General features: G+C 51.3%; 22 protein-coding genes and 1 tRNA gene. 12 read left to right on the top strand and 11 right to left on the bottom strand.

The window, feature by feature from the left end; all coding sequences use genetic code 11:
* Nucleotides 1-6: 6 nt before the first annotated feature.
* From B5D23_RS09630 to B5D23_RS09600, 7 genes are all read right to left on the bottom strand, one after another.
* On the bottom strand, nt 7-924 hold the full coding sequence (locus tag B5D23_RS09630) for an ABC transporter permease (protein ID WP_078685233.1): 918 nt from the start codon (nt 922-924) through the stop codon (nt 7-9).
* Nucleotides 925-1,905, bottom strand: coding sequence for an ABC transporter permease (locus B5D23_RS09625; protein WP_078685232.1), 981 nt, complete (start codon nt 1,903-1,905; stop codon nt 925-927).
* Nucleotides 1,906-2,093: 188 nt separating this feature from the next.
* Nucleotides 2,094-3,650 (bottom strand): ABC transporter substrate-binding protein, encoded by a 1,557-nt coding sequence (locus B5D23_RS09620; protein WP_078685231.1) that lies wholly within the window; start codon nt 3,648-3,650, stop codon nt 2,094-2,096.
* 331 nt (nt 3,651-3,981) lie between these two features.
* Nucleotides 3,982-7,566: an EAL domain-containing protein gene (locus tag B5D23_RS09615; RefSeq protein ID WP_159445970.1), complete on the bottom strand. Its 3,585-nt coding sequence runs from the start codon at nt 7,564-7,566 to the stop codon at nt 3,982-3,984.
* A gap of 615 nt (nt 7,567-8,181) precedes the next feature.
* On the bottom strand, nt 8,182-8,463 hold the full coding sequence (locus B5D23_RS09610; RefSeq protein WP_200803650.1) for a hypothetical protein: 282 nt from the start codon (nt 8,461-8,463) through the stop codon (nt 8,182-8,184).
* Between the two features lie 106 nt (nt 8,464-8,569).
* Nucleotides 8,570-9,760, bottom strand: a complete 1,191-nt coding sequence (locus tag B5D23_RS09605) for a hypothetical protein (protein WP_078685229.1) — start codon at nt 9,758-9,760, stop codon at nt 8,570-8,572.
* 8 nt (nt 9,761-9,768) lie between these two features.
* Nucleotides 9,769-10,950: an MBOAT family O-acyltransferase gene (locus B5D23_RS09600; protein ID WP_348980889.1), complete on the bottom strand. Its 1,182-nt coding sequence runs from the start codon at nt 10,948-10,950 to the stop codon at nt 9,769-9,771.
* Nucleotides 10,951-11,606: 656 nt separating this feature from the next.
* Here B5D23_RS09600 and B5D23_RS09595 point away from each other — a divergent pair.
* From B5D23_RS09595 to pheS, 6 genes are all read left to right on the top strand, one after another.
* A tRNA-Val gene (locus tag B5D23_RS09595) sits at nt 11,607-11,681 on the top strand.
* Nucleotides 11,682-11,825: 144 nt separating this feature from the next.
* Nucleotides 11,826-13,775, top strand: a complete 1,950-nt coding sequence (gene thrS / locus B5D23_RS09590) for a threonine--tRNA ligase (protein ID WP_078685227.1) — start codon at nt 11,826-11,828, stop codon at nt 13,773-13,775.
* The gene (gene infC, locus B5D23_RS09585; protein ID WP_078685226.1) at nt 13,744-14,271 is read left to right on the top strand and encodes a translation initiation factor IF-3; all 528 of its coding nucleotides are present in this window, start codon (nt 13,744-13,746) and stop codon (nt 14,269-14,271) included. Before thrS ends, infC begins: the two co-directional genes overlap by 32 nt.
* Nucleotides 14,272-14,404: 133 nt before the next feature.
* Nucleotides 14,405-14,608, top strand: coding sequence for a 50S ribosomal protein L35 (rpmI, locus tag B5D23_RS09580; protein WP_078685225.1), 204 nt, complete (start codon nt 14,405-14,407; stop codon nt 14,606-14,608).
* An 80-nt stretch (nt 14,609-14,688) separates the two neighbouring features.
* Entirely contained in the window at nt 14,689-15,042 is a 354-nt protein-coding gene (rplT, locus tag B5D23_RS09575; protein ID WP_078685224.1) for a 50S ribosomal protein L20, read from the top strand.
* A 6-nt stretch (nt 15,043-15,048) separates the two neighbouring features.
* Nucleotides 15,049-16,101 carry a phenylalanine--tRNA ligase subunit alpha gene (gene pheS / locus B5D23_RS09570; RefSeq protein ID WP_078685223.1) on the top strand — a complete coding sequence of 351 codons (1,053 nt, stop codon included), beginning with the start codon at nt 15,049-15,051 and terminating at the stop codon, nt 16,099-16,101.
* Between the two features lie 510 nt (nt 16,102-16,611).
* Here the strand turns inward: pheS and arfB are convergent.
* Nucleotides 16,612-17,031: an alternative ribosome rescue aminoacyl-tRNA hydrolase ArfB gene (arfB, locus tag B5D23_RS09560; protein ID WP_078685221.1), complete on the bottom strand. Its 420-nt coding sequence runs from the start codon at nt 17,029-17,031 to the stop codon at nt 16,612-16,614.
* Between the two features lie 64 nt (nt 17,032-17,095).
* Between arfB and B5D23_RS09555 the strand changes: the two genes are divergently transcribed.
* The 4 genes from B5D23_RS09555 (at nt 17,096) to B5D23_RS09540 (ending at nt 19,200) form a co-directional block, all read left to right on the top strand.
* The gene (locus B5D23_RS09555; protein WP_078685220.1) at nt 17,096-17,512 is read left to right on the top strand and encodes a NifB/NifX family molybdenum-iron cluster-binding protein; all 417 of its coding nucleotides are present in this window, start codon (nt 17,096-17,098) and stop codon (nt 17,510-17,512) included.
* Between the two features lie 3 nt (nt 17,513-17,515).
* A complete protein-coding gene (locus B5D23_RS09550) occupies nt 17,516-17,809 on the top strand; it encodes a hypothetical protein (RefSeq protein ID WP_078685219.1) in 294 nt (97 codons plus the stop codon).
* A 15-nt stretch (nt 17,810-17,824) separates the two neighbouring features.
* Nucleotides 17,825-18,316, top strand: coding sequence for a YchJ family protein (locus B5D23_RS09545; protein ID WP_078685218.1), 492 nt, complete (start codon nt 17,825-17,827; stop codon nt 18,314-18,316).
* 152 nt (nt 18,317-18,468) lie between these two features.
* Nucleotides 18,469-19,200, top strand: a complete 732-nt coding sequence (locus B5D23_RS09540; protein WP_078685217.1) for an MgtC/SapB family protein — start codon at nt 18,469-18,471, stop codon at nt 19,198-19,200.
* 116 nt (nt 19,201-19,316) lie between these two features.
* Here the strand turns inward: B5D23_RS09540 and B5D23_RS15050 are convergent, their stop codons facing one another.
* Together B5D23_RS15050 and B5D23_RS09535 are read right to left on the bottom strand one after the other, a co-directional pair.
* Nucleotides 19,317-19,490 carry a hypothetical protein gene (locus tag B5D23_RS15050; protein ID WP_159445969.1) on the bottom strand — a complete coding sequence of 58 codons (174 nt, stop codon included), beginning with the start codon at nt 19,488-19,490 and terminating at the stop codon, nt 19,317-19,319.
* A gap of 234 nt (nt 19,491-19,724) precedes the next feature.
* Complete coding sequence (locus B5D23_RS09535) at nt 19,725-20,231, bottom strand: chemotaxis protein CheX (RefSeq protein WP_078685216.1); 507 nt, start codon at nt 20,229-20,231, stop codon at nt 19,725-19,727.
* Nucleotides 20,232-20,586: 355 nt separating this feature from the next.
* On the opposite strand from B5D23_RS09535, the gene B5D23_RS09530 reads away from it, so the two are divergent.
* Both B5D23_RS09530 and B5D23_RS09525 read left to right on the top strand, forming a co-directional pair.
* Entirely contained in the window at nt 20,587-22,002 is a 1,416-nt protein-coding gene (locus B5D23_RS09530) for a sensor histidine kinase (protein ID WP_078685215.1), read from the top strand.
* Between the two features lie 14 nt (nt 22,003-22,016).
* Complete coding sequence (locus B5D23_RS09525) at nt 22,017-23,441, top strand: response regulator (protein ID WP_078685214.1); 1,425 nt, start codon at nt 22,017-22,019, stop codon at nt 23,439-23,441.
* A 36-nt stretch (nt 23,442-23,477) separates the two neighbouring features.
* On the opposite strand, the gene ftsY is transcribed toward B5D23_RS09525, so the two are convergent.
* The coding region (ftsY, locus tag B5D23_RS09520) for a signal recognition particle-docking protein FtsY (RefSeq protein WP_234985083.1) at nt 23,478-24,785 on the bottom strand (1,308 nt) is incomplete at its 5' end.

Genomic DNA, 24,785 nt, shown 5'->3' with positions numbered 1-24,785 from the left:
TCTCGGCTAGTTCTTGTAAAGTTTGGGGTTGAGGAAGTCACGCATCCAGTCGCCCAGGAGGTTGATGGACAGGATGAGTCCAACAAGCACAATACCGGGGAAGATGGTAATCCACCATGAGCCACTAAAGAAGTAGTCAAAGCCAATCTTGATAAGCGAACCAAGAGAGGGCTGGGTAGCGGGCATGCCAAGGCCGATGAAGGACAGGGCTGCTTCACTCATGATGGCGTTAGCAACCTGAACTGTAGAGATAACCAGAACAGGAGTCAGGGTGTTGGGGAGGATGTGCCTCCACATGATGCGCCAGGAAGGCAGACCAATAACCCGTGCGGCTTCGACGTATTCCTTTTTCTTTTCGGCGAGGACAGAGGCGCGGACAGTACGGGCGTATTGTGGCCACTCTGCAAATCCGATGACGATAATCAGGAAGGGGATGGCAATCTGCTCATATTTGGCGATGCCAAAAGCCGCCTGAAAAATCGCGCCGAGGAAGATAGCAACCATATAGGTTGAAAAGGAGAGCTGAACGTCTGCCACTCGCATGAGGATGGAGTCGAGCTTTCCGCCTTTGTAGCCAGCCATCAGGCCGATCATGATGCCGAGCATGGCCTGGAGGGCCACGGCACCAAGGCCGATGCACACGGAAACGCGGGTTCCGTAAAGGATGGTAGAGAGCAGGTCGCGACCCTGGGAGTCAGTCCCAAGCGGGAAGCGTGCATCAGAATCTGCCATCCAGACCGGCGGAAGTTCGGAGTCCATAACGTCGATCTGTGCAGTATCATAGGGGTTCGTGGGGGCCGTAAACGGCGCGGAGAACCCGGCAATGACAAAGAATGCCAGCAGGACAAAGCTTCCAAGAGCGAGGGGATCTCGCAGGAAGCTGTACAGAAAATATGACTTTCTAAAACGTTTCCACATACTCATTTATTTCTTACCTGCCACTCTGACCATCGGGTTAACCAGGCCGTAGATGATGTCGACAACGGTATTCACGGTAACAAAAACAGCACCAACAAATACCAGATAGGCTACCAGGAGGGAGGAGTCTGCGCGTTCAACAGCTTCGAGGAAGATGAAGCCCATGCCCTGCCACTGGAAAACAGTTTCGGTCAGGACGGTAAAGGCGATCATGGTACCAAGCTGCACACCGCCGACGGTAATGACCGGGAGCAGGGTGTTTTTGAAACCGTGAACCAGCAGGATACGCCAGGGCTTGAGACCCTTTGCTCGAGCGAATTTCATGTATTCGGCTTCGAGAACCTCTTTCATCTCTGCACGAATGAGGCGGATGAACAGAGGGAGCATGACAGAACAGAGGGAAATACCGGGGAGGATGATGTGCAGCCATCCGTCAACGGTCAGGAAGTTGGTGTCCCATGCGCCGCCAAAAAGACGTACTGTTTCTCCTCGCCCGTAGGATGGGAGCCAGTTGAGCTGCACGGAAAAGACGTAAATGAGCATGATTGCTGTCAAAAAGACAGGAATAGAAACACCAAGAATTGAGCCGCCCATCGCGAATCGCGAGATGAGCGATCGCGGTTTAACCGCGGCGTAGATGCCGAATGGAATGGAGAGAAATAAGATAAGGAAGGAAGCCACAAACACCAGTTCGAGCGTTGCAGGAGCTTTCTTTAAGATTACTTCCATTGCTGGCTGTTTGAAGAAATAGGACTGCCCCAGGTCTCCATGCAAGGCGTCTTTGACAAAACGGACCCACTGCACTGCAAGGGGGTCATTGAGTCCCAGCTCTTCGGTCAGCTTGGCCCTTTCTTCCACGGACACGGAGATGCCCACGATGTCGCGGATGGGGTTACCAATGGCCTTCTTGATGCCGAATCCAATGACGCTGATGACCAGCATCACGATGAGTGCCTGCGCAATGCGGCGAACGGTGAATGCGAACATGGCCTATACTTTTCTTGTTGTGTCACCTTAATCGTGTAAAATTTATGAATTTTTTGCGGTAAGGCGAGGGTTATCAGAGATGCTAATGACAGGATTGTCACAGAATCCCTGTCAACTTTACCAGAATGGGGGGAATTACACTTTTGTTGAAAAAAGTGCAAGTCCCCCCTTGGAAGTCCTTTCAGACCTTAGTCCATATTCAGGTCGCCGAAGTAGGGGAAGTTCATAACGTTAACGATCTCGTCAACATTCTGGAGCTTGGGAGAACAAGCCCAGGAGAGGTCTTCCCAGTGCAGCGGGATGAAAGCACCGTCGTTGTAGATGATGCGCTCAACGTCTTTGAGGATAGCTTCACGCTTGGCCAGGTCAGTCTCGTTCTGAGCCGACTTGATCATGCTGTCCACTTTCTCGTTGCAGTAGTTACCGCTGTTGTACTGGCCGTAACCGCTCTTGACGTCGCGGCACATCAGCAGGAACTCAGTGTAGTTGCTGGAGTCCTCGGTGTCGGGGTGCCAGCCAACCATCTGAATGTCAGCCTGCTGAGCATCATATGCATCCCAGTACTGAGCTTTAGGCATGGTCTTGAGATCAACGCGGATCTTCAGCTTTGCCATCATGGAAACAAACGCCTGAGCGATTTTTTCGTCGTTCACGTAGCGGTTGTTCGGGGAAATCATGGTGCAGGTGAAGCCGTTCTCGTAGCCAGCTTCTTTCATGAGCTGCTTTGCCTTGTTCAGGTCGTAGCGAGGCTTGAGGTCAGCCTGGTAGCTGACGTAGCCTTCGGGAGCCTGCTGGCCAGCAGCAACAGCGCGACCCTTCATGATCTTCTTGGCGATACCTGCGTTGTTGCAGGCGTAGATCATGGCGAGACGGACACGGGGGTCCTTGAACTCGGGGCGTCTTTTCTGGTTCAGCTGCAGGCTGATGATGCGGGAACCAGGCATGGTAACCAGGTTGACCTTTTCGCTCTTGTCGATGCGGTCGTAGTCCTGGGGAGGAACAGGCATGATGAAGTCAACGTCGCCAGAGAAGAGAGCTGCAACACGGGTTGCATTTTCCTTAATAGGAGTCAGGATGATCTTGTCGACGTTACCGGACTTCTTGTCCCAGTAGTTTTCGAAAGCGGTGAACTCCATGCGCACGCCGTGCTCACGGAAGGTGACCTTGTACTTACCGGTGCCGGACTCGTGGTTCAGAGCGAAGGATTTGCCAGTCTTGATGATGGCGTCCTTGGGCTGACCAGACTCTTCGTCCATGCCAGTGTAGAACTTGCTGTCCATGGGGAAGATGTAGGTCGCCATGTTGAGCAGCAGCGGGTAAGGCTTGGAGGTCTTGATGTCGATGGTGTAGTCATCAATGATTTTGATGTCTTCAAAAGGCTCAAACAGTGCCTTGTAGTCCTGAGATTTTTTCAGGCGGTCAAAGGTCCATTTGACGTCTTTTGCAGTGAAGTCGTTGCCGGAGTGGAACTTGACACCCTTACGCAGGTAGAAGCGCTCGGTCAGCGGATCGATACGTTCCCACTTAGTAGCCAGGCGAGGTTCGAAGTTCATGTCTTTGGTCCAGCGGATGAGCGGATCAAAAACGAGGTGGGAATACTGGAGCATGCCACCGGAAAGCTGGACATGCGGGTCAAGGGAAACAGGGTCGGCTGCGAATGCGACCTTCAGCGTCTTTGCAGACGCGACTGAGCTGTTGCCCAGCAGCATCAGGGCGCAGATGCAGGCGAGGAGTACACGTTTCATCAGGTACCTCCGATAAAGAAGTTTTGAAGAAATCAAAAAGAAATTTGCGACGAACAGCCCCTGTCCGAAGCCATTTTTTTACGCATTTTGTCAAATGCGCATCTTTTTGGGTAGTACCGGATTAGTGTTCCAAAAGCAATACGCCTCTTGCGACAGAGGCTGTGGTTTTGGGAATAAACCCCTTGTTCTTATGGATTTTGAGACAGCTAATGCAGGTACCCCTTTGAATGTTGCTTTTCATTCGTCTTACAGTGAGTTCCTAAAATTGACAATGTCAAACTTTTACAGGCCTGAAACAAACAAAAAACAACGCAAATAGTTGCTCATGCACCTAATGGGAAAATGCGAGAGCAGAAAAGAATGTAATAAATTCTAAAATCGGCTGTGGTTTTCCAAAAAGAAAACCCTGCATGTATGGGCAGCCGAGTTTTTGAAACATTTCATACTGTTCCTGCGTCTCTATCCCCTGTGCGATGGCCGGAATATGGAGAAAATCTCCAATACCTGCCATTATTTGTAAATTCTTTTCTTCCATTGAAGACAAAAAGGCTCCAGTGCTAATTGTCCTGGAATACTTGATAAAGTCGAAGTTTCTGCGCAGGAGAGCGCGAGGCGTAAGCTTGCGGTAACTTACATTATCGAGGGCAAGTCGCACACCAAGTTCATGAAGTCGCTCGAAAAGGAAGTCCTGTTTTCTTGATGTTTCTGCGAGGATGTTTTCTGAAATCTCAAGCTGGATGTTTTGTGGTTCGAGTCCATGTCTGTCGAGTTCGTCTTGCACCTGCTGTGGGAACTTATGGTTGATAAGCTGACTTTTTGAAAGATTTACACTTATGGAAAAATCTGGGGATGTCATTTTCGATTCCAAAAGTTCAGAACACGCAAGGCATGCTTTCGCTAAAACCTGACTTCCTAACTCTGGCCCATACCCGTGCTCATCAAGCGTGTGGAGAAAGCTCCCAGGAAGAAGTATTCCGCGTTCTGGGTGCTTCCAGCGCACAAGGGCTTCCGCCGAATGTATTTGCTGCGTCTCTGTGTGGATGATGGGCTGGAGATAAATTTCAAATTCATTCCTGCTCAGTCCCTGCTGGATTTCATTGTCGCGTATGGCTTCGCGAATCGGACTGCCGTTGTCCCGAAGCTCTTCGTAGATAGAGAACTGTCCCTTACCCGTGTTTTTGGAGCTGTACATGGCGACATCCGCAGCGTTTCGGATTTCTTCCGGCGTTTTTGATGTCCCGGGGTTCAGCACGATGCCGATACTCAGCCCGCCAAAAATTTGTGAGTCCTTATATTGATATGGATGGAAAAAAGCTTCCTGCACCCTGTTTACGATTTGTATGACGTTTTGTGTACTTTCAAAGCCCTCCAGCAAAATGCTGAATTCATCGCCGCTCGTGCGAGACAGGGTATCCGATTCTCTGAGTATAGGCGAAATCCGCTTGCCAACTTCGCGGAGGAAGGCGTCCCCGGCTGCGTGGCCGTAATTGTCGTTAATGAGCTTGAAATCATCGATATCAAAAGCAATGAATGCAAACTGATTGGTCTTGCTCCGCTGTTGGCGTTTGATGGCCTGAGACAGGCGCTCATCCATCAGGCGGCGGTTCGGCAGGCCGGTGAGTGTATCGTGCAGGGCAAGCTGCTCCAGCTTGTCTTCGTTGGTCTTGCGCTGGATTGCCAGTGCGATCTGGTCAGAGATTGAGGCCATGAGTGACACATCAAGTTCGCTAAAGGCATTGGGATTTTCATAATCCTGTGTTGAAACAATGCCGATGGTCTTTTTGTTGATTCGGAGCGGAACCCCCAGCCATGTCTGCGATGGCGTGCCGATGACTTCATAGCGAAGCTGCTCTTCCTGATTCAGCAGCAGAGGTTCTCCCTGCCGCAGGACCTGCGCGTTCAGTCCCTTGGCTCCCTCTTTTGAGATATTGGGCATCGGGACCAGGTTCCTTTCGTGCTCATCATCAGAATATTCAAAATACAGCTCATCGGTTTTTTCATTCCATTTTGCGATAATGAGATTTTTGGCTCCAATGCTGTTTCGCAGCACTTTATGAATTTCTAGGAAAAGCTCTGGAAGGTCTTTTGTCAGGGCTACGGCATTGGAAATGGCAAAGAGAGCCGAGGTGACGTTTTGCATATGCACGCGCTGGGTAATATCGGTGTGTGCTCCGGCAATTCGGTAGACGTCGCCATGCTTATCTCGCAGGCAGGAACCTCGCCCAAGAACCCAGCGATACGATCCATCGTCGTGACGGATTCGGTAGTCAATTTCAAATCGATCTGCGTTTTCACTAAACACCGAATGGTTGGCTTTCATTGTTCTGTGCAGGTCGTCAGGGTGGATGCGTTTGGTCCACTCTTCAACATCAAGAACTTGGCCCCTGTTGCTCTCCATCCCAACAATTTCGAGCCAGCGTGGGGAAAAATAGACTTTGTCTGTCCGCAGGTCCCAGTCCCATATCCCATCGTTTGAGCCTTCAACCGCAAGAGCAAAGCGCTCTTCACTCGCTTTGAGTTTCTCTTCCGCCTCTCGCAGTTCGGTAATGTCTCTGATGGACTGGATTGCTCCCTTGGGGGTGTTGGTGCCCTCTTCAAAGAGCAGGGTCGCCTGTATCCATAATGTGGCTCCTTTTCCCGCTCGCAAGTGAGAAACATCCAGCTCGCAGTACGTCACATCCCCATGCTGTTGTACATTTCGGTAGTGAGGCGGGTATGGCTTCCCATCAAGAAGGTAGTCGAGCAGCGTTTTATGCGGTTCGCCGTAAAATGGTATCCCATAGGATCGCATTCCCCGGCCGAGCATCGCGTCTTTTTTTTCGCCACTCAGCGTTTCCAGCGCTTTGTTCCACGCAATTATTTTTCGTTCAGAATTCACAACAAAAGTTGCGTCTGGAAGATTTTCCAGGATTCGGGACAGGTTTGTGTAGGAGGTGTTGAGCTGTTTGGTGGTGTTGCGGTGGAGCACCGCAGCAAAAATAAGGCAGAGAGCAAGCAGCAGCAGGAACCAGGCCAGCTGTTGCTGATTGTGAAGGTCCGCGAGCAGGGCTGAAGCTGCATCCTGTGGGGCGGCGATACACAGCACCAGAGTACGTTGGCCAAGCGGCAGTGACTGCCATGCAATAAGTTTACTGACGCTTTCAGATCCGCGTTCCTGAGGAAAATGGTATTCATCTTTTCCCTGAATTTCAGAAACAATGCGTTTATCAACGCGTTCAAGCTCAGGGAACCCCGTATGCAGGCCTTCAAAAATATTTTTTCCGATGATTTCAGCTTCGTGGTCGTAGAGAATTTGGCCACTGGAATCGAGCAGGTATGCCGTTCCGTAGTGCCCAACTCGGATGGGGTGAACGAATGCAGACAGCAATGGTGAGAAGTTGCCTACAGCGACGAGGATGCCATGGACGTGCTCGCCTTTGCGCACAGGGAGCATATATCCGAAGAACTGGTGGTGGGAATTCGCTGCAAATGGCGGGACAAAGCCTTCCTGACGGGCACTGACTTTTTTCCAGAATATTGCGTTCCATTTGTCGCTCAGCTGGTTTGCCTGTTCACTGAGTGGACTTTTGGAACTCGTCCCCAGCTTCCTTTTCTTTGGCGCGGTGTAGTAGTGGAGTGAAACAAGTGGCTGCATTGCCTCCATCGTTGAGGCGAGCAAATATTCCATGTCGGCGGAAGTGCGTTTTCCGTCAATGTATTCGCTAAATGCAATTCGTGAGAGGATATCAAGATTTTTTTGCAGAGTTTGCACTCGCAGCTCAAGGCCCTGTGCTGCAACGGTCGCCTGGATAAGCTGGGTGTCATTAAACGCCTCATTTTGCTTCGTAATGGCGCTTTTCTCTGTGTGCAGTGTGAACTGGTAAAAGCCCAAAAGTATCAGGACTCCAGCTAACAGAATAAGAAAAAATGTCCGCACTGGAATGGTTTCAAAAAAAGAAGCGTCGGATCGTTGCAGTTTCATTTGGTGCGGATACTACATAACGCAAAACTAAATAACAATAAGTTTTATCAATATCGCCTGTCCGTTTGTCAAAAACTTGAGTCTTTTTGTCGGTGCGTTGGGGGAAGATTGGGGGCCTGCCCCAGCACGTTAGTGCTGGATGGGCGGGTGGGGGAAATTGGGGGCGCTGCCCCCAAACCCCCGCGTAAGGGAATGATTCCCTTACGTATCCTCATCGAGTTTGAATTCCCTCCACGCTTCGCGTGAATGAAATTCAAACTTGGGTGAGAATGGCGTAAAGAGCTTCTTTCTCTTTCCCGTGCGTTGCCACCATTTTCTTTTTGAACGCGAGCGTTCAAAAAGAAAGGGGTGGAGCGCAAAGAAAAAGAACACACGCCCAGTTAATTAGGCCGAAAAAAAGGGGACCGAAATGGAGAGGAGAGCGTAGCTCTCATCACATTTCGGTTCCCTTTTATTTCGGGCGAAAGCGGGATTCCCAAGGGCCTCGTCCTTGGGCGGGGTCAAGGGGCAGCGCCCCTTGCAGAGTTTGGGACAGCGTCCCAATAAACTGTAGCCCTTTAGGGAATGCGGCTATTTTTTGTCAGAGCCTTCTTTGCAGGCGTCGATAAAGCTTTCGCCGCAGTAGGCCGCGAGGCAAAAGTCCTGATACCCGTTGTCTGGGTTCTCGGCATAGCGGAAGCCGATAGCGGATTCTGGGTTGAATTCGTGGACGGTATCGTTGGAACCGAGGAAATAGGGGCACTGGTTGTTGTCACAGACAAGGATGATGCCCCAGCCTGTTTCTGGCGGTCCTTCCATAGGCTGGAGAGTGCTCCCGCAGTGAGGGCATTTGCGATCTTTTTCGATTTCCATCTATTTTCTCTCCTTTCGAGGTTTGTGACTCTTTTCACGTAAGGGGTACTTCCAGTGGGCAAGCTTGTCCAGTACCGAGACGAAAAAAGAGGCCTGATGGACGCCGCTAGGGATGCGCTGCCGGGGGCGAATATATCCCGCGAAGGGGAGACTGCGGGCCGAGAGGCGGGAATGCGCAATCTGTAAAGAGATCAGTGTTGAAAGGTCCTTCAAAAGCTACTGTGCTGCTTTTGTCCTGATAAATGGGATACGTATTGAAGAGGTTGAGACTTGAGCGAACGTACTGCGCAATGTTCTTGGCTGTGAGTAGATGCTGTTTGCGGGCAATTGAGGCGAGAATGTACCGGTTAACGCCAATTCCGTAATGCTCGGGGTCGCGATAGTTTGCCATGTTTGCGACAATGGCGGAGACGTCATCAAAGCCATAAACCTCAAGATTGGGGTACAGAGAGAGCTTGGAAACTATGTACTGAACCATCTGTAAAGTTCGAATTCGATAGCGTGGAGATTTGGCATAAAAATAGAGAGAGCTGGGCGGGAAAAAGATGGTGAAGCGAGTCTCGGGATGCTCTCGAACCGTTGTAAAAAGGACTTTGTCGATAGCGGGAAAAGAGGAGCTGCTGAGAAGCTCTGTAATTGGCTTAGGCGCAGCGGATCGCTGCTCTGCAAATGCGGCAGGGCTGACGAATTCGTGAAATTTGAGAAGACGCTCAGGACTGCCCATCCAGACAGAATGAAGAGATACGGGGCGCGGGGTGGGAGCTTTGCCCTGAAGGAGTTCCTGACTGAGCAGTAACATTTTGTAATCAAGAAGGTAGGGCGCTTTGTCCCAAAGGTGTCCTGTGTAAAGCCAGTTTGGGAAGGCGTAGTGAGGATGCGTTTCCCAGTCATGCTGCTGCGAAAAATAATAATGCAGTCCCCAGAGAACATTGGTGACATTTTTTGAGCCGAGGGCAAAATCAATGATAGTGCGCTGCTCACCCGGACGTCCGCCGCTGACCCCAAGCGAATAGGGCGCTGGCCAGTGGAGCACGGCGGAAAGCTCTTCGGGGACAAAATTCTGAGTCATAGAGGTTCCCATGATGATGGAGATGGGAGCCTCTGCGTGCCGTACATAGCGCTGAATGATGCCTGCATCCATGTAGCGCTGATTGGAGACAAGGCAACCTTCCTCACCGTTTCTGCTACGGAATATTTCCAGAGGGTCGGCAATGTAGGTGCAAAGTATGGAAAAGAGCACTGGGAGAAGTGCAGCGCCAAGGATGATGCAGAACCGTTTTTTGAACTTTTTATGCATTGGTAAAATTAGAACTGAAAATAAATGAATTCAGCAGCGTAGTTGTGCTGAAGAATGAAGATAATGGCACAGGTGAGCGCGCCAGTGGCAAAAGCTGTTGCTGCGCGTGTTTTGCCGATTTTGTCCACAAGCCAGAGCGAGGAGCCAGTGAGGAAACAGAGGGCAGTAGCGTATCCAAGGTACTTGATCTCGGCGGATGGGTTGGCCTTCATCGCATCGTCGTAATACGTCAGCATTTCATGGGACCACGCCCCAAAGCCAGAAGCGCCAAGCATTGCTGTGTAGATTTTTAGTGCATCATGAATGCTCTGTGCACGGAATATGACCCAGGCGAAATTGATAAAAAGAAAGGTGCAAAGCCAGGCAAGTGGTTTACTCAGTGTTAAGCCTGCAGCTCTCCAAAGGCGGTGGATAATAAGCGCTAGACCGTGCATGGCTCCCCAGATGATGAAGGTCCAGCCTGCGCCATGCCAGATCCCTCCAATGAAAAATGTGAGGAAAAGATTGAGAAGCAGACGGTGCGAGCCTTTTCTGTTTCCGCCAAGCGGAATGTAAATATAGTCACGAAGCCAGCGCGATAGCGTCATGTGCCAGCGCCGCCAAAAGTCCTGAATGCTGAGTGCCTTGTACGGTGAATTGAAATTGGCGGGGAGCGAAATGTTGAAGAGGAGTCCTAAGCCGATAGCCATGTCTGAATAGCCTGAGAAATCGAAGTAGAGCTGCATTGTGTAGCAGAGGCTCCCGGCCCAGGCGTCGAGAAAACTGGGGTGCTGGACGACTTCAAAGCTTGCGTGGACAAAGGGGGCCAGAGGGTCGGCGATGACAACTTTTTTAAAGAGCCCGATGCCAAAGAGGAAGATGCCATAATAGAGGTTTTTCCAGTTTAGAACCCGGGACCGTAGTTTAGAGAACTGGGGCATCATTTCTTTATGATGGACGATTGGGCCAGCAATGAGCTGAGGGAAGAAGCAAACAAAGAGGACGTATTCTGTGAGCTTGTAGAGTTTTCCCTCGCCACGATAGCAGTCGACCAGGAAAGATATCTGCTGGAATGTAAAGAAGCTGATGCCAAGTGGAAGTATGATGTGCTCAATCGTTAGTGGTTGAGCAAGGACGCTGTTGAGATTGAGGACAATGAAGTTCGTGTATTTGAAGTAGCCAAGAAGAGCGAGATTGGAGGCTATCCCCATAGTAAGCAGGGGACGTTGCTGTGCGCTTGTTTGAAGAAGTATCTTGGCAAAAAAGAAATTTAGAAGAATAGAAAAACCTAATAAAAGAAGATAGTGTGGGTTCCACCAGCCGTAAAAAAAGATCGAGGCACCAGTCAGCCAGTACGTTGCAAGCTTTGGTGCTCGTTTGATACAGAAAGAATAGTATCCAATCAGTGTAATCGGTAGGAATAAGAAAAGAAATTCGAGAGAGCTAAATAGCATATAAACCTCTTTAAAAGATTTTAGTTACCTAGTGAAAAAGGAAGAGAATATCAATCGATATATTCTTGGCTGGCGGGGGCTGTGTCTGATTGGAGCGACACAGAGTACGTGCTGGGGGGATGTGATTTTCTCGTGCGATATTTTATTAATGTAATGGAAGAAATATTGGAAAAAGTTGTGGAAAGTGGGGCGTCTTGAAACGGTGCGATTTGTGCGGGAAAAGTGATTTTTTTGAAAAAATGTGGAAAATGAAGCTGTTATGATGTTTGCACATAAATACAATAAAAACAGTATATTAAGAGTGAAAATCCTAGATTTCCGCCAAAAAAAGATGAAAAAATGACAACAAAAATTTAAAAACTGCTTGACGGGGGTAGGCGGTTTACGTAGAGAGGTTCTCGCAACGACGGAATAGGCCCGTAGCTCAGGGGGAGAGCACTTGCTTGACGCGCAAGGGGTCAGCAGTTCAAATCTGCTCGGGCCTACCATCTTGATTATCCAGGGAGGCATTTTTGCCTCCCTTTTTTTATTCTATATACTTCTTTGGAGGTCGTCCGCAGAGTAGGCGGGAACCTCTAAACGAGGGGTGGTCTGCAGAGTAGGCAGGAACCCCAAAAAGAAAGGAGATTAACGTGCAGGTTACGGTAGCCGATCAGTCCGTAGAGGCACAGGCTGGAATGTCCTGTGGTGAGCTTCTCAAAGAGGCTCTTTCCGGGAAGAAGTTTAAGAAATCTGTTGCCGCTCTGTGTGGTGACACTGTGCTGGATCTCAGCGCAATTCTGCCCGAGACGTGTACTGAACTCGTCCCTGTGTACGAAGACACGCCCGAAGGTCTGGATATCATCAGACACAGCGCCGCTCATATTATGGCCGAAGCCGTAAAGCGCCTGTTCCCTTCCGCAAAGGTCACTATTGGCCCCGCCATTGAAAATGGCTTCTACTACGACTTCGATTTCGAACGTCCCTTTACTCCAGAAGACCTTGAATCCATTGAAGCTGAGATGCACAAGATTGTTAGTGCAGATCAGTCCTTCACCTGTCAGCTTATGTCCAAGGCAGACGCAAAAGCGCTGTTTGATGGCATGGGTGAGACCTACAAGGGTGAAATCATGGATGACCTTGGTGGCGAAGAATTTTCCGTTTACACTCAGGGTGACTTTGTTGACCTGTGTCGTGGACCGCATATTCCTTCCACTCGCTATCTGAAAGCTTTTAAGCTGACGAGCAATGCAGGCGCCTACTGGCGCGGCGACGAAAAGAACAAAATGCTGCAGCGTATCTACGGTGTTGCCTTCTCGTCCGAAAAAGAGCTGAAAGCTCATCTGCGTATGCTCGAAGAAGCCAAGCGTCGCGATCATCGCCGTCTTGGCCCTCAGCTTGATCTTTTTAGCTTCCAGGAGCGTGGTGGTGCTGGTATGGTATACTGGCATCCAAAGGGCGCACTTCTGCGTACCATTTTGGAAGACTTTGTGAATCGCGAAATGCTGCGCCGTGATTACGACATTGTTCGTACCCCGCAGATTCTCAAGCGTGAGCTTTGGGAAGCTTCTGGTCACTACCAGAACTATCGCGAAAACATGTACTTTACTGAGATCGACGGCCAGCCTTACGGTGTAAAGCCGATGAACTGTGTTGCGCACATGCTTATTTACAATACGCATCTGCGCAGCTACCGTGATCTCCCCAAGCGCTACTTTGAGCTTGGTGTTGTACATCGTCACGAAAAGTCCGGCGTGCTGCATGGACTGCTTCGTGTTCGCCAGTTCACCCAGGATGATGCACACATCATCTGCCGTCCTGACCAGCTTCAGGATGAAATTAAGGGTGTTATGGAATGGATTCAGGACCTCATGGGCCTGTTTGGCTTCGAGTACTCCATGGAGATTAGCACTCGTCCAGAAAAATCCATTGGTTCTGACGAAGATTGGGAGCGTGCAACCAATGCACTGAAAGATTCTATGGATTCCATGGGACTGCCTTACGAAATTAACGAAGGCGACGGTGCATTCTACGGTCCTAAAATTGATGTCAAATTGCGTGATTGCCTCGGCCGCGAATGGCAGTGCTCCACAATTCAGGTGGATTTCACCTTGCCAGAACGATTTGACATGGTATACATCGGCGAGGATGGTGAACGACACAGACCAGTCATGGTCCATCGTGCCATCATGGGTTCCGTGGAACGCTTCATCGGTATTTTGACCGAGCATTATGCAGGCGCGTTCCCAACCTGGCTTGCCCCGGTTCAGGCTCGTATCCTGACCGTAACAGACGCTCAGCGCGACTTTGCTGAAAAAGCAAAGAAGATTCTCAAAGCACGGGGAGTTCGCGTTGAAGCTGATCTGAGAAATGAAAAGCTGGGATACAAGGTGCGCGAAGCGCAGCTTGAAAAAGTGCCTTATATCCTTGTCATTGGTGACAAGGAAGTTGAATCCGAGGGCGTTAATGTACGCCTGAGGGGGGAAAATCTGGGGCTTAAGTCCCTGGATGAGGCTGTAACGATGGTCCAGGCAGATTGCTTGGAACCATTCAAACGCGGAGGAATGAGCTATAGCTTCAGCAGCTGTTCGGGCCCGGTGTAACAGACAAATTCGTGCACGTGAAGTTCGGGTCATCGGAGACGACGGTAATCAGGTAGGGGTGATCCCCACAGCGGAAGCCCTGAGGATGGCCCGTGAGCATGATCTTGATCTGGTGGAAGTGGCACCTAATGCCAAACCACCGGTCTGCAAAATCATGGACTTCGGCAAGTTTAAATACGAGGAGCAGAAGAAACTTCAGGCTGCTCGTAAAAAACAGTCTGTTGTTCAGATTAAGGAAGTGAAAGTTCGCCCCAAAACGGACGAACATGACTTCCAGACGAAGCTCAGACATGCACGGCGTTTTTTGGAAGCCGGTGACCGATGCAAGGTGACTGTGTTTTTCCGTGGTCGTGAAATTGTGCATAAGGATCGTGGACTCATGATTCTTCAGCGCATGGTCGACTCCGTGTCTGATCTGGCCAGAGTCGAACAGCAGCCGCGCAGCGAAGGCCGTACTATGAGCCTTTTGCTGTCTCCGCTGACGAAGAAGCAGTAATCCTTCGCGATCAGGACGCCAACAGCCGTCTTTGACGGCTTTCGCTATATGTCCAGAATTAGGAATGATCTGGCGGTTCTGACCCCTCGCGGTCAGAACCGCTGTTTGCGCATTCCACACTAAGGAGACTTACATGCCCAAGATCAAGACCAACCGCAGCGCTGCAAAGCGTTTTCGCGTGACTGGTAGCGGCAAAATCCGTCGCCGCAAGCAGGGTCTGCGTCACATCCTGACCAAGAAGAATGCGAAGCGTAAAGCTCGCCTCGGTCAGGGCGCTTTGGTCGATAAGACCAACGAGCGCGCTGTGAAGCGTATGGTTCCTGCACTGGTTAAGTAACTCAGTTATTAACTTTTTTAGTCGTTCTCCCTGCCGTACCGGGGTGACCTTGGAGGGTGGGGCTAAGGAGGAAATGAACGATGCGTGTCAAAAGAGGCGTTAACGCTAAGCGTCGCCATAAAAAATATTTGAAGATGGCCAAGGGCTACCGTGGTGCTCGCAGTGTCCTGTACACCATTGCCCGTGAGACCGTCGAACGTGCTCTCGTCTACGCTTACCGTGACCGTAAGGTCCGCAAGCGTGAGTTCCGTAAGCTCTGGATCATGCGTATCAACGCTGCTGCTCGTCAGCACGGCATGTCCTACAGCAAGTTCATGCACGGCCTGAAGCTCGCCGAAGTTCAGCTGAACCGTAAGGTCCTCGCTGATATGGCTGTCCGTGAAAAGGCTGCCTTTGCTAAGGTTGCTGAACTCGCTAAATCCAAGCTCGCTTAAGTAGTTATGTCTGACGCAGGAAAGAATCTCATCAACGAACTTCAGGCTCTGGTCCCCAACTTCAAAGAAGAACTGGATCAGGCTGGTTCTGCAGAGGCCCTCGAAGAACTTCGCGTAAAGTTCTTGGGCCGCAAAGGTCAGCTTGCTGAATTGCTTGCTAACCTGCGCGACCTTTCCGCAGAAGACCGCCCCGAAGCAGGCAAAAAAGGCAATGCAGTTAAGAATGAGCTGAACCAGCTCTTCGCTGCCCGAGAGCTTGCCCTTGCGCAGGAAAAAGAAGACAAAGCACTCGCTAACTTCGATCCTGCCATGCCCGGCCGCACTCCAGAATCTGGGTCTCTGCACCCAATCTCTCTGGTTATGGACGAGATTTGCTCCGTCCTCGGTGGTCTGGGTTTCGAGGTTGTCTCCGGTCCCGAAGTCGAGACCGATTTCTACAACTTCGAGGCATTAAACTTGCCTCCGGAACACCCCGCTCGCGATATGCAGGATACCCTGTATGTTACCGATAAGGTGCTCCTTCGGACCCATACCTCGCCTATGCAGGTTCGGTCCATGCTGAAGCGGAAACCGCCTGTCGCGGTTATCGCTCCGGGCAAGGTGTATCGCCGTGATTCCGACATCACTCACACCCCTATGTTTCATCAGATCGAAGGTCTGTATGTGGACAAGAATGTGAGTATGGCGGACCTCCGCGGTACCCTCACGTCCTTTGTGCAGCAGATCTTCGGCAAAGATACCAAAGTCCGCTTCCGTCCTAGCTTCTTTCCGTTTACGGAACCAAGCGCGGAAGTCGACATCAGCTGCGTTATGTGCGGCGGTAAAGGGGAAGTCAATGGCGAACCCTGCCGCGTCTGCAAACAAACCGGCTGGGTCGAAATCCTCGGCTGCGGTATGGTCGACCCGCAGGTCTTTAAATCCGTGGGCTATGATTCGGAAGAATACACCGGATTCGCCTTCGGACTCGGAATCGAACGCGTCGCTATGCTTAAATACGGCATCGGTGACCTCCGTATGTTCTTCGAGAACGATTCCAGATTCCTGCGTCAGTTCTGCTAGCGCATTACAATCGGACATATATCTGACGGCTATAAAGCCCCAGCTGCTCGCAGCTGGGGCTTTTTTATGCCCAGTTCATGGGCCAGCCCCAGCACGTTAGCGCTGGATGGGGGGGTGGGGAAATTGGGGGCCAGCCCCCAAACCCCCGCGTAAGGGAATGATTCCCTTACGTATCCTCAGCGAGTTTGAATTCCATCCACGCTTCGCGTGAATGGAATTCAAACTTGATGAAAATAACGTCGAGAGCTTCTTTCTCTTTCCCGTGCGTCGCGTTCAAAAAGAAAATACGTACGGCAGAAAAAGGCAGAAGAACACGCGCTAGGGAAACGCCCACTAGCTCAAAAAATGAGGCTGATGGAGAGGAAAGCGAAGCTTTCATCCCATTCAGCCTTATTTTTTGAGCGATAGCGGGATTCCCAGGGGCCTCGTCCTTGGGCGGGGTCAAGGGGCAGCGCCCCTTGCAGAGCACGAGACGGAGTCTCGTAACCCCCTCTCCTACTTCGTGTAATCTTAATCATCATAGACTTTTCCCCTGAGCTTTTTGACCTGACTGCGCCGCCGCTTGGAGTCGAGACGCTTCCGCTTGGCGGAGAGCGAGGGGCGGGTGGGCTTGCGTTTTTTTATAGGCTTGAGAGCCTGCTGCAGGAGCGCGACGAAACGCTCTTCTGCGAGCCGCTTGTTTGTGAGCTGACTCCGATGCTCCTCGACACTGACGCGAAGGTTGCCGCGCGAGTCGATGCGGGTGCTGAGCCTGTCCATGATGCGGGCTTTTTGCGCGGGGCGAAGACTTTCGGAGTCTGGGACATTGAAGACGAGAGAGACACGGCTTTCGGTTTTGTTGACGTGCTGCCCGCCGGGGCCACTGGCCCGTGAGGTTTCAAATCCTATTTCCCGATAGGAAATAGAGCAATTGTCATTGACTTTGAGCATTGCGTTCCTACCTATAGCGATACGGTTGAGGTTTATGAGTTAAGAATTTTTCTGGAGAAAATGAATGAAATTAGCCCTTCCCACAAAGACTGTTGACGGCAAAGCCGTTGTGGACAGCCATTTTGGCCACTGTGAATACTTCACTGTCGTCTGCGTAGACGATGCAACCCGAACAGAGACGTCTCGTGTCCGCGTTGAAGCCCCAGAGGGCTGCGGCTGCAAGTCCAATGTTGCCGAGCTGCTCGCTGCTGATGGCGTGACCGTCATGCTGGCTGGAAACATGGGCCAGGGCGCAGTAGATCGCCTCGCAGGTGTAGGCATTGAAGTGCTTCGTGGCTGCGAAGGTGAGCTGGACCAGATTATTTCTGACTGGCTTGCTGGCAAGGTTGTGGATAACGCAGAAATTTGTGACCATCATGATGAAGATGGCCATTCCTGTCACCATGAGCACGAGGCTCCTGGCCTCAAGCCTCTTTCCTAACGTATGAACACACCGTCTGCTCACATACGCGTTGGGATTTATCCCCTTGATCCACGGCTTGCTTTTTTTCGTCTCGAAGTGACGGATAGCCAGCGTGTTGACCTGCTTGCTCTGTTCGCCGAGCAGGTCGAGCAGGCTGTGTCGGCCTATACGTCGCAGACAAAAGTCACATTGACCAGCGACGGCGGGACTTTTATTATCGCATTCCTGAATGACAAGGCCCCGGTAACCAAAGAAGAACTTCAGCGCCACATGGATACGCTCGCTGACGAGCACAACTCCAGCGCTTCACGATAAAAGGATAACTCCACAATGAGCACCCCCTGCTACTGCGGTTCTGGCAAAGATTACGCCGAGTGCTGCGAACCTATTATTACCGGTAAAATTTCTGCGCCAACAGCAGAAAGTCTGATGCGTGCCCGCTACAGCGCCTACTGTGTCAAAGACCTCGACTTTTTGCGCCGCTCTGTCTCTGAGCAGGATGGCTACGACGAAGACGCTGTCCGCGACTGGGCTGACTCCAGCGTCTGGAATGGCTTGACGATTCACTCCGTAAAAGATGGACAGGAATCTGACAAGTCCGGTGAAGTCGAATTTTCTGCTGAGTATGAATACAAAGGCCAGAAACTTACCCATCGTGAGCTGAGCTATTTTTCCCGCCAGGACGGCAACTGGATTTACACCCACGGGCGCGTGCGTCGCGGTAATGAAACCGTTCGTCGTGAATCCCCAAAAGTCGGCCGCAATGATCCGTGCCCATGCGGAAGCGGTAAGAAGTTTAAAAAATGTTGCGGACGCGCATAATTCATCCGTAACTTTTTTAGAAAAGCACAAAGGCAGTTGTTTCAGGCAGCTGCCTTTTTCTTTTCCCTTCTTTTGATTCGCAAAACTTGCGTGGAAGTGGGAGGTAGCATAGGACTATAAATAGATAATGAAAAGAATGGAGTAACTCATCTATGATGATAGACATATTTGGCGGCATTACCCTCCCTCTCGACAGGTGGGGTTTGATTCTTGGCAAGCTCGTCCTTGCCGGTGCACTCGGTGCACTCATTGGCTATGAGAGAGAAGCTCATGGGCAGGCCGCAGGTTTTCGAACAAATATTCTCGTTGCCCTCGGGGCCTGCCTCATGATGATGCTTTCTGTCGAAATGGAAGTAAAATATCGCCACCTTACGCAGCTCAGCGTCGTTCGACTCGATCCCTCCCGTATCGCGTCTTACGCCATTGCAAGTATGGGTTTTCTCGGCGCAGGTGCCATTATCAAAGGGCGCGGAACTGTACGCGGCCTCACCACTGCGGCAAGCCTCTGGATGGTTACTGGTCTCGGCCTTTGCGTCGGAGCTGGGTATTATGCCCCCGCTGTTATCGTGACTTTTTTGAGCCTCGCGCTCCTCTCCACTCTCGGGCACAAGTTTGCCCGCACTATTTGCAAGGACTTACATTCCGTTCTCGAAATTAAGTGTCACTGCCCGTTGACCACCCTTCGGAATATTCGCAACGTCCTCGAAATGTATGGCGTTCGCATTCTGACCGTTAATTGCAGTCGGAACATGGAAGATGGCCTTGCAACCTACAGGCTCCGCCTTCTCTCAAAGGACGACATCCCCCGTGCTCAGATCATGGGCGACCTCCTTCAGCTCGAAGGCCTTGAATCCCTCTCTTGGGGTGAGGCTGATGTCCCATAATTGGGCATAGGCGGTGGAAAAAGTTGGGGGCCAGCCCCAGCACGTGAGTGCTGGATGGGAGGGTGGGGGAAGATTGGGGGCCTGCCCCCAAACCCCCGCGTAAGGGAATGATTCCCTTACGTATCCTCATCGAGTTTGAATTCCCTCCACGCTTCGCGTGAATGAAATTCAAACTTGTTGGGCATAACGTCGAGAGCTTCTTTCTCTTCTGCGAGTTCGCCACCTTTTTCTTTTTGAACGCGAGCGTTCAAAAAGAAAATAAGTGCGGTCTGGAAAAGGCAAAAGAACACGCGTTAGGGAAACGCCACTAGGCCGAAAAAAAGGGGACCGAAATGGAGAGGAGAGCGTAGCTCTCATCACATTTCGGTCCCCTTTTATTTCGGGCGAAAGCGGGATTCCCAAGGGCCTCGTCCTTGGGCGGGGTCAAGGGGCAGCGCCCCTTGCAGGGTTTGGGGCAGCGCCCCAATAAACCTGCGCCTCTTGCAGAGCACGAGACGGAGTCTCGCACCCCACCCAAACGCTTCTTAAGCGCTTGGGTTTGAGATGCAGGTTTCTTCACGTTCGCCGAAGCAGACTTCGACGGTAATTTCTCCAAACATAGTGGTGAAGACGAGTCCGAGGACGGGTGAATCTGGGTCACAGTGAGGGACGGAGTGATTTGGTCCGTGGATAATTTTGGGGATACCGGCTTTGTATGAGCTACCGGCCTGAGCGAGGCCCTGTCGGGCCTGACCAGAGATCATGTTTGTCAATTCACCGACTGCGTCGCAGACGTCGTCGTTAATGGAGGAAATTTCTTCATTAAGGAGCCTGCTGGTAATTTCGAGTGCAGCGCGTTCGGCAAAGGTTACGGCGATGGTACCGGGTCGAGGACCGGAGAGGGCGATAAGCCCGGTGATGCTTCCTCTGGCGGCGGCGTTTTCTTTGAGGAAGGGTTTTCCTGGTCGAGCCTGAACGCGGGCCATAGTTCCCAAAACGTCGATGACCCCGCGCAGAAAGGGGTTTACTACGTTTACGTCTATCCGTTGCATTCTGAATAGTCCTTTTAGTCAATCGCTCCCAGAGCGATTGTCCGATGTAGGTCACGCAGCTCTTGGGATGTGGACGAGCAGTCCAGAGAAAGAGTGTAGAAGTCGAAAAGTGTTGCACAGAGGGTGTTTTCATGTGCGTGTAATGGAAAGGAAGGTATGCAGTTTCGGTGGCTTGCGTCAACATCTTTGTTTTGTGAATTGCGTAAGCTGTAGTAAGCAGGGTAAAGAGAATGAAAGAGTAAATGTGAGAGGCGTATAAAAACATGCCCAATGCATTCGGCTCGTGGTATAACGTTAGAGAAGGCGCTGATGCACTGGCAGTAAAGGAAAAATGCAGTAGAGGAGGTCTCCTCCAATGAAGAAGGAAAAAGGGAAAGACGAGACAGCCTGTTCACCGAAGGCCGCGGAGAAGGTCTATATGTGCCCTTTGCCGGGAGGTGAAGATGCTGTTCGAATGTCGGGTCGAGTTGAGCAGAAAATTGAAGATTATCAAAGATATGAATTTACGCCGCAGCAAAAAAGTGCGCTGAATATTTTTTTTGATCTCGTGCAGGAGTACGAGGACGAAGAGGATTTCCATGCGGTGTGCGTGATGATTCCCAAGGTTATTTTTGGCCTGGAGTCATCACTTTTTTTATTGTCACCTCAATCTGTACTGACCTGCCGACGAAGCTCGATGGATGCTGCGGCGCCTCCCTTTGATGATCCACAAAGCCTGCCTTCGGTGCCGGTGCTGATTCACGAGAGCTTCTGCTGCCCAATTCGGGGAAATCATAAAATTATAGATCAACTTCCGTTTGTTCCAGAGGAAGATGTGATTGGATACCTGGAGGTGCAGGGGGCTGGAGATTTCTCTGAGCATGACCGTCTGTTCTGGGAAAAATACGCAAACCGGATTGGTTTTCAGCAACATTTGCGCATGATTCATGAAGAAAATAAGGGACACCTGAGTTTCATTCAAAATTTGGTGCGAGATATTGGTCATAACGTGATCGTGCCGAATATGTACTTTAAGCTGTTTTTTAATCGACTCAAACGCCAAATTGATGGCGTGGGAAATATCTGTGAGACGGGGGCGGGGGAAAGCGCAGAGGCTGCTTTGTCACAAATGATGAAGGAGCTTCGAAATGTGCATGGGAAGCTGGAAGAACAGTTTTTGGAAATTTCGAGACATTATGAACAGACGAGCCTGTACCTCGAAACCTTGCTGCGGCAGAGTCACTTTGAAAAAGGGCGCTATGTTCTGGAGCGGCGCGAGGCTAATGTCATTTCAGGAATACTCCGGCCACAACTCCTGCAGTTTGCTCCGCGTTTTAGAGATGCAAAAATAACGCTGGTCCAGAAAGGGGAGATGGAGCCGAAAAATCCAGAATTGGTGCAGCCTGTGGACGTTGGACTTATGGCACAGGTGATTTCAAACCTGCTGTCCAATGCGCTGAAATATACAACGGCGAGCGATTCTGGAGAGTACGCCGGGAAAAAAGCAGTGTACGCAGACTGGAAAATTTTGGATGCCGGGCAGGGCGTGGGGCGCCGTTCGCTCAAGGTTGAGATTGCTTCGACAGGCCCGGAGCTGGCTGTGCAGGATGTGCCGCAGCTCTTTATGCAGGGCTATCGGGGCGGAAATGTTGGCTCTGCTGGAGGAACGGGGCAGGGGCTGTTCTTTGTGCGACAAATTGTAGAGCTGCACGAGGGGCGGATGAGTTACGAACGGGTCGGTGAGTGGAACATATTCTATATGATATTGCCGTTGCATGATTCTGAATCCTGAGGGGGAGCGGGGCTGTGAATTTTGATAAGGCAAAGATTCTCAGCATTGAGGACGAGCCGCTGGTGCGGATGTCGATACTCAATTGGCTTGAGGATAGCGGATATACAGTTTTTGGGGCAGAGACCGGGGAAGAAGGGCTGAAACTTTTTGCGCAGAAAAAGCCTGATATCGTGCTCCTGGATATGGGGTTGCCGGATAAACACGGGCTGGATGTGCTGCGGGCAATACTCAGGATGGAGGCGACGACACCTGTCATTGTTGTTTCTGGCCGCGCGGAAATCTTTGATGCTATTGCTGCGTTCAAGGCGGGGGCATGGGATTATCTGACCAAGCCCATAGACCATATGGATATGCTGGAACGAACGGTTGTGAACTGCCTTGAGCGAAAAAATTTGCGGCGAGAGGTGGCGCAGGCCAACCAGCGTTACCAGCGACTTGTACAAAATGTACCCGTTATTATTTTTTCATTGCGCCCAGATCTGAGTGTGGACTTCATCAATGACGTGTGCCTTGATCGGCTTGGATACCAGCCCGCGGATGTGCTGCGGGATAAGGACTGGATGATCCAGAACGTTTTGCGAGATGATCGGGAAAGGATGCGACAGGCATTTCTCAAGGCTTTTGAGACCGGAAAGCTGGAGGAGAATTTTAAGTTCCGACATAAGAACGGTTACATTATGTATATGTCGGGGCGCTGTATCCACCTCGCGTATTCAGGAAGTGATGGGGGAAAGCGGATTCAGGGAACCCTGAATGATATTACTGACCGTCTTTTCCTTGATAAGCTGCTGATGCAAAGGGAAAAGCTGAATACGATTGGGGCGATTTCCAATCAGCTTGCGCATGAGATTCGAAATCCTCTGATGGCGCTGGGCGGTTTTGCCCGGATGCTGGAGAAGAAACATCCAGAGATGGAGGAGGCTCGCGTCATTTTGACGGAGGCCCGGCGGATTGAAAAGCTCATGAAGCGAATCAGCGATTACCTCGCCCCGCTGCCTGTAGAGCCTGAGCCGTGCCAGATAAACGAGCTACTCCGAAAAGTGCTGGATGATTTGAAAGGGGAAATTCAGCTTGAGCTGGTCACGCGTTTTGACAAGGCGTTGCCAGATATTGTTTCGGACCGGGCAATGCTGGAAGACATTTTTGTGGCGACGCTTCGCGGTGTGCTCAAAAGCGTGAGGGGCCGGGGGCTGCTGGGGGTCAATACCCGAGAAATTGCAGGACATGTGGTCTGTGTTTTTGATGCGCAGTCGCAGGACGGGACGCCAATTGAAGATTATGGCGACGATATGATGATGCCGTTTGATGAGGAAACCGAGGCAATTACGGCGAGTTTTAAGAAACTGAAAGATTTGGGCGGGAATTTTTCGCATGAGCGCTCTTCGGAGCGGGTGACCTTTGCAATCTCCCTGCCCGGAGCACGGACGCACGATGGATAAAAGAAGCCCCCACCGAAGTGGGGGCTTTGTTTTGTGCTAGGAGAGAAGGGCGGTGGCGAAGTCCTTGCCGTTGAAGGGGCGAAGGTCTTCCATTTTTTCCCCGAGTCCTATGTAGGTAATGGGGATGCCATACTGGAGGGCGATGGCGACAACCACGCCACCCTTTGCGGTTCCGTCGAGTTTGGTCAGGATGATTTCGTCGATGCCAGAGGCTTCGGAGAAAAGTTTGACCTGAGACAGAGCGTTCTGTCCGGTGGTGGCGTCGAGCACGAGGATGCTGCGATGCGGAGCACCGGGATGCTTTTTGCCAAGGACGCGGCGGATTTTATTCAGCTCATCCATGAGGTCGACCTTGGTGTGCAGGCGACCTGCGGTATCGACAAACACCATGTCATATCCATCGCGCACGGCGATGTCGACAGCTTCGTAGGCAACGGCTGCGGGGTCGACGCCTTCGCCTTTGCCGAAGAAACCAGCGCCAACGCGGTTGGCCCAGACTTCGAGCTGTTCCATTGCAGCGGCTCGGAAGGTGTCGCCAGCCGCGACGAGCACTTTTTTGCCCTGCATCTGTGCACGGTGGGCGAGTTTGGCAATGGTTGTTGTTTTGCCTGCGCCGTTTACGCCGATCATCAGCACGACTTCCGGCGGATTGACTGCTGTGATGCGTCGTTCTGTCTTAAAGACTTCTTCGAGTTCCTCACGCATGAGGTCCTTAAAGATTGCGGGGTCGGTGCTACCGGACTTGCGGACGCGCTCGCGGAGATTTTCAATAAGCATTGAAGTTGCTTCAAAGCCTACGTCAGCCATGATAAGGATTTCTTCCAGTTCATCCCAAAAGGCGTCGTCCATGCTCTCGTGAGCGGTAAGGAGACCTTCGATCTGGCGAGAAATTTTTTCTTTTGTTTTTTCGAGACCTTCGGAGAGTTTGAGGAAGAGGCGATTTCGTTCGTCTTCTTCGTCTTCGAGGTCAAGGGCGAGGGCCAGACGGTACTGGAGTTCTGAGCGGAAGTCGTCGACAGAGTCGTACTCCATCATCTCCAGCCAGTCGTCAAATTTAGTAATGAAGGCCTGAGCTTCGTCTGCGGGGGCGCCAAGGGCCTGGAAGAGAAATTCCAGTCGGGTCCAGAGCTTTGGTCCTTTTTCCTCAATGTTTTCGAGGATGAGGTTCAGCCATTCAGACAGGCGTGGTTCTGCTTCGCGAAGCTTGAGGGTCAGTTCCTGCTGCCAGGGTTCCTGAGCACGGAGGGCTTCGCTGTCTGGAGTTTCTGCCACGGGCTGCTGGACAGGAGCTGCGGAAACAGGGGATTCCTGCTCGGCAGGCTCGGCAGGCTCGGCAGGCTCGGC

It is taken from the genome of Desulfobaculum bizertense DSM 18034, assembly GCF_900167065.1.
In the GTDB taxonomy this organism is placed as follows: Bacteria; Desulfobacterota; Desulfovibrionia; order Desulfovibrionales; family Desulfovibrionaceae; genus Desulfobaculum; species Desulfobaculum bizertense.
Note: the sequence above shows the minus strand (reverse complement) of the source record. Positions and strands in the feature narration are given on the sequence as shown.

Bases quoted from the DNA above. Each gene is read 5' to 3' on its own strand.
- B5D23_RS09625 (WP_078685232.1), bottom strand. From the start codon at position 1,905: ATGTTCGCATTCACCGTTCGCCGCATTGCGCAGGCACTCATCGTGATG.
- B5D23_RS09555 (WP_078685220.1), top strand. From the start codon at position 17,096: ATGAAATTAGCCCTTCCCACAAAGACTGTTGACGGCAAAGCCGTTGTG.
- rplT (WP_078685224.1), top strand. From the start codon at position 14,689: ATGCGTGTCAAAAGAGGCGTTAACGCTAAGCGTCGCCATAAAAAATAT.
- B5D23_RS09545 (WP_078685218.1), top strand. From the start codon at position 17,825: ATGAGCACCCCCTGCTACTGCGGTTCTGGCAAAGATTACGCCGAGTGC.
- B5D23_RS09530 (WP_078685215.1), top strand. From the start codon at position 20,587: ATGAAGAAGGAAAAAGGGAAAGACGAGACAGCCTGTTCACCGAAGGCC.
- B5D23_RS09630 (WP_078685233.1), bottom strand. From the start codon at position 924: ATGAGTATGTGGAAACGTTTTAGAAAGTCATATTTTCTGTACAGCTTC.
- B5D23_RS09535 (WP_078685216.1), bottom strand. From the start codon at position 20,231: ATGCAACGGATAGACGTAAACGTAGTAAACCCCTTTCTGCGCGGGGTC.
- B5D23_RS09610 (WP_200803650.1), bottom strand. From the start codon at position 8,463: ATGGAAATCGAAAAAGATCGCAAATGCCCTCACTGCGGGAGCACTCTC.
- B5D23_RS09620 (WP_078685231.1), bottom strand. From the start codon at position 3,650: ATGAAACGTGTACTCCTCGCCTGCATCTGCGCCCTGATGCTGCTGGGC.
- rpmI (WP_078685225.1), top strand. From the start codon at position 14,405: ATGCCCAAGATCAAGACCAACCGCAGCGCTGCAAAGCGTTTTCGCGTG.
- B5D23_RS09550 (WP_078685219.1), top strand. From the start codon at position 17,516: ATGAACACACCGTCTGCTCACATACGCGTTGGGATTTATCCCCTTGAT.
- B5D23_RS09540 (WP_078685217.1), top strand. From the start codon at position 18,469: ATGATGATAGACATATTTGGCGGCATTACCCTCCCTCTCGACAGGTGG.
- pheS (WP_078685223.1), top strand. From the start codon at position 15,049: ATGTCTGACGCAGGAAAGAATCTCATCAACGAACTTCAGGCTCTGGTC.
- arfB (WP_078685221.1), bottom strand. From the start codon at position 17,031: ATGCTCAAAGTCAATGACAATTGCTCTATTTCCTATCGGGAAATAGGA.
- B5D23_RS09605 (WP_078685229.1), bottom strand. From the start codon at position 9,760: ATGCATAAAAAGTTCAAAAAACGGTTCTGCATCATCCTTGGCGCTGCA.
- B5D23_RS09600 (WP_348980889.1), bottom strand. From the start codon at position 10,950: ATGGGGATAGCCTCCAATCTCGCTCTTCTTGGCTACTTCAAATACACG.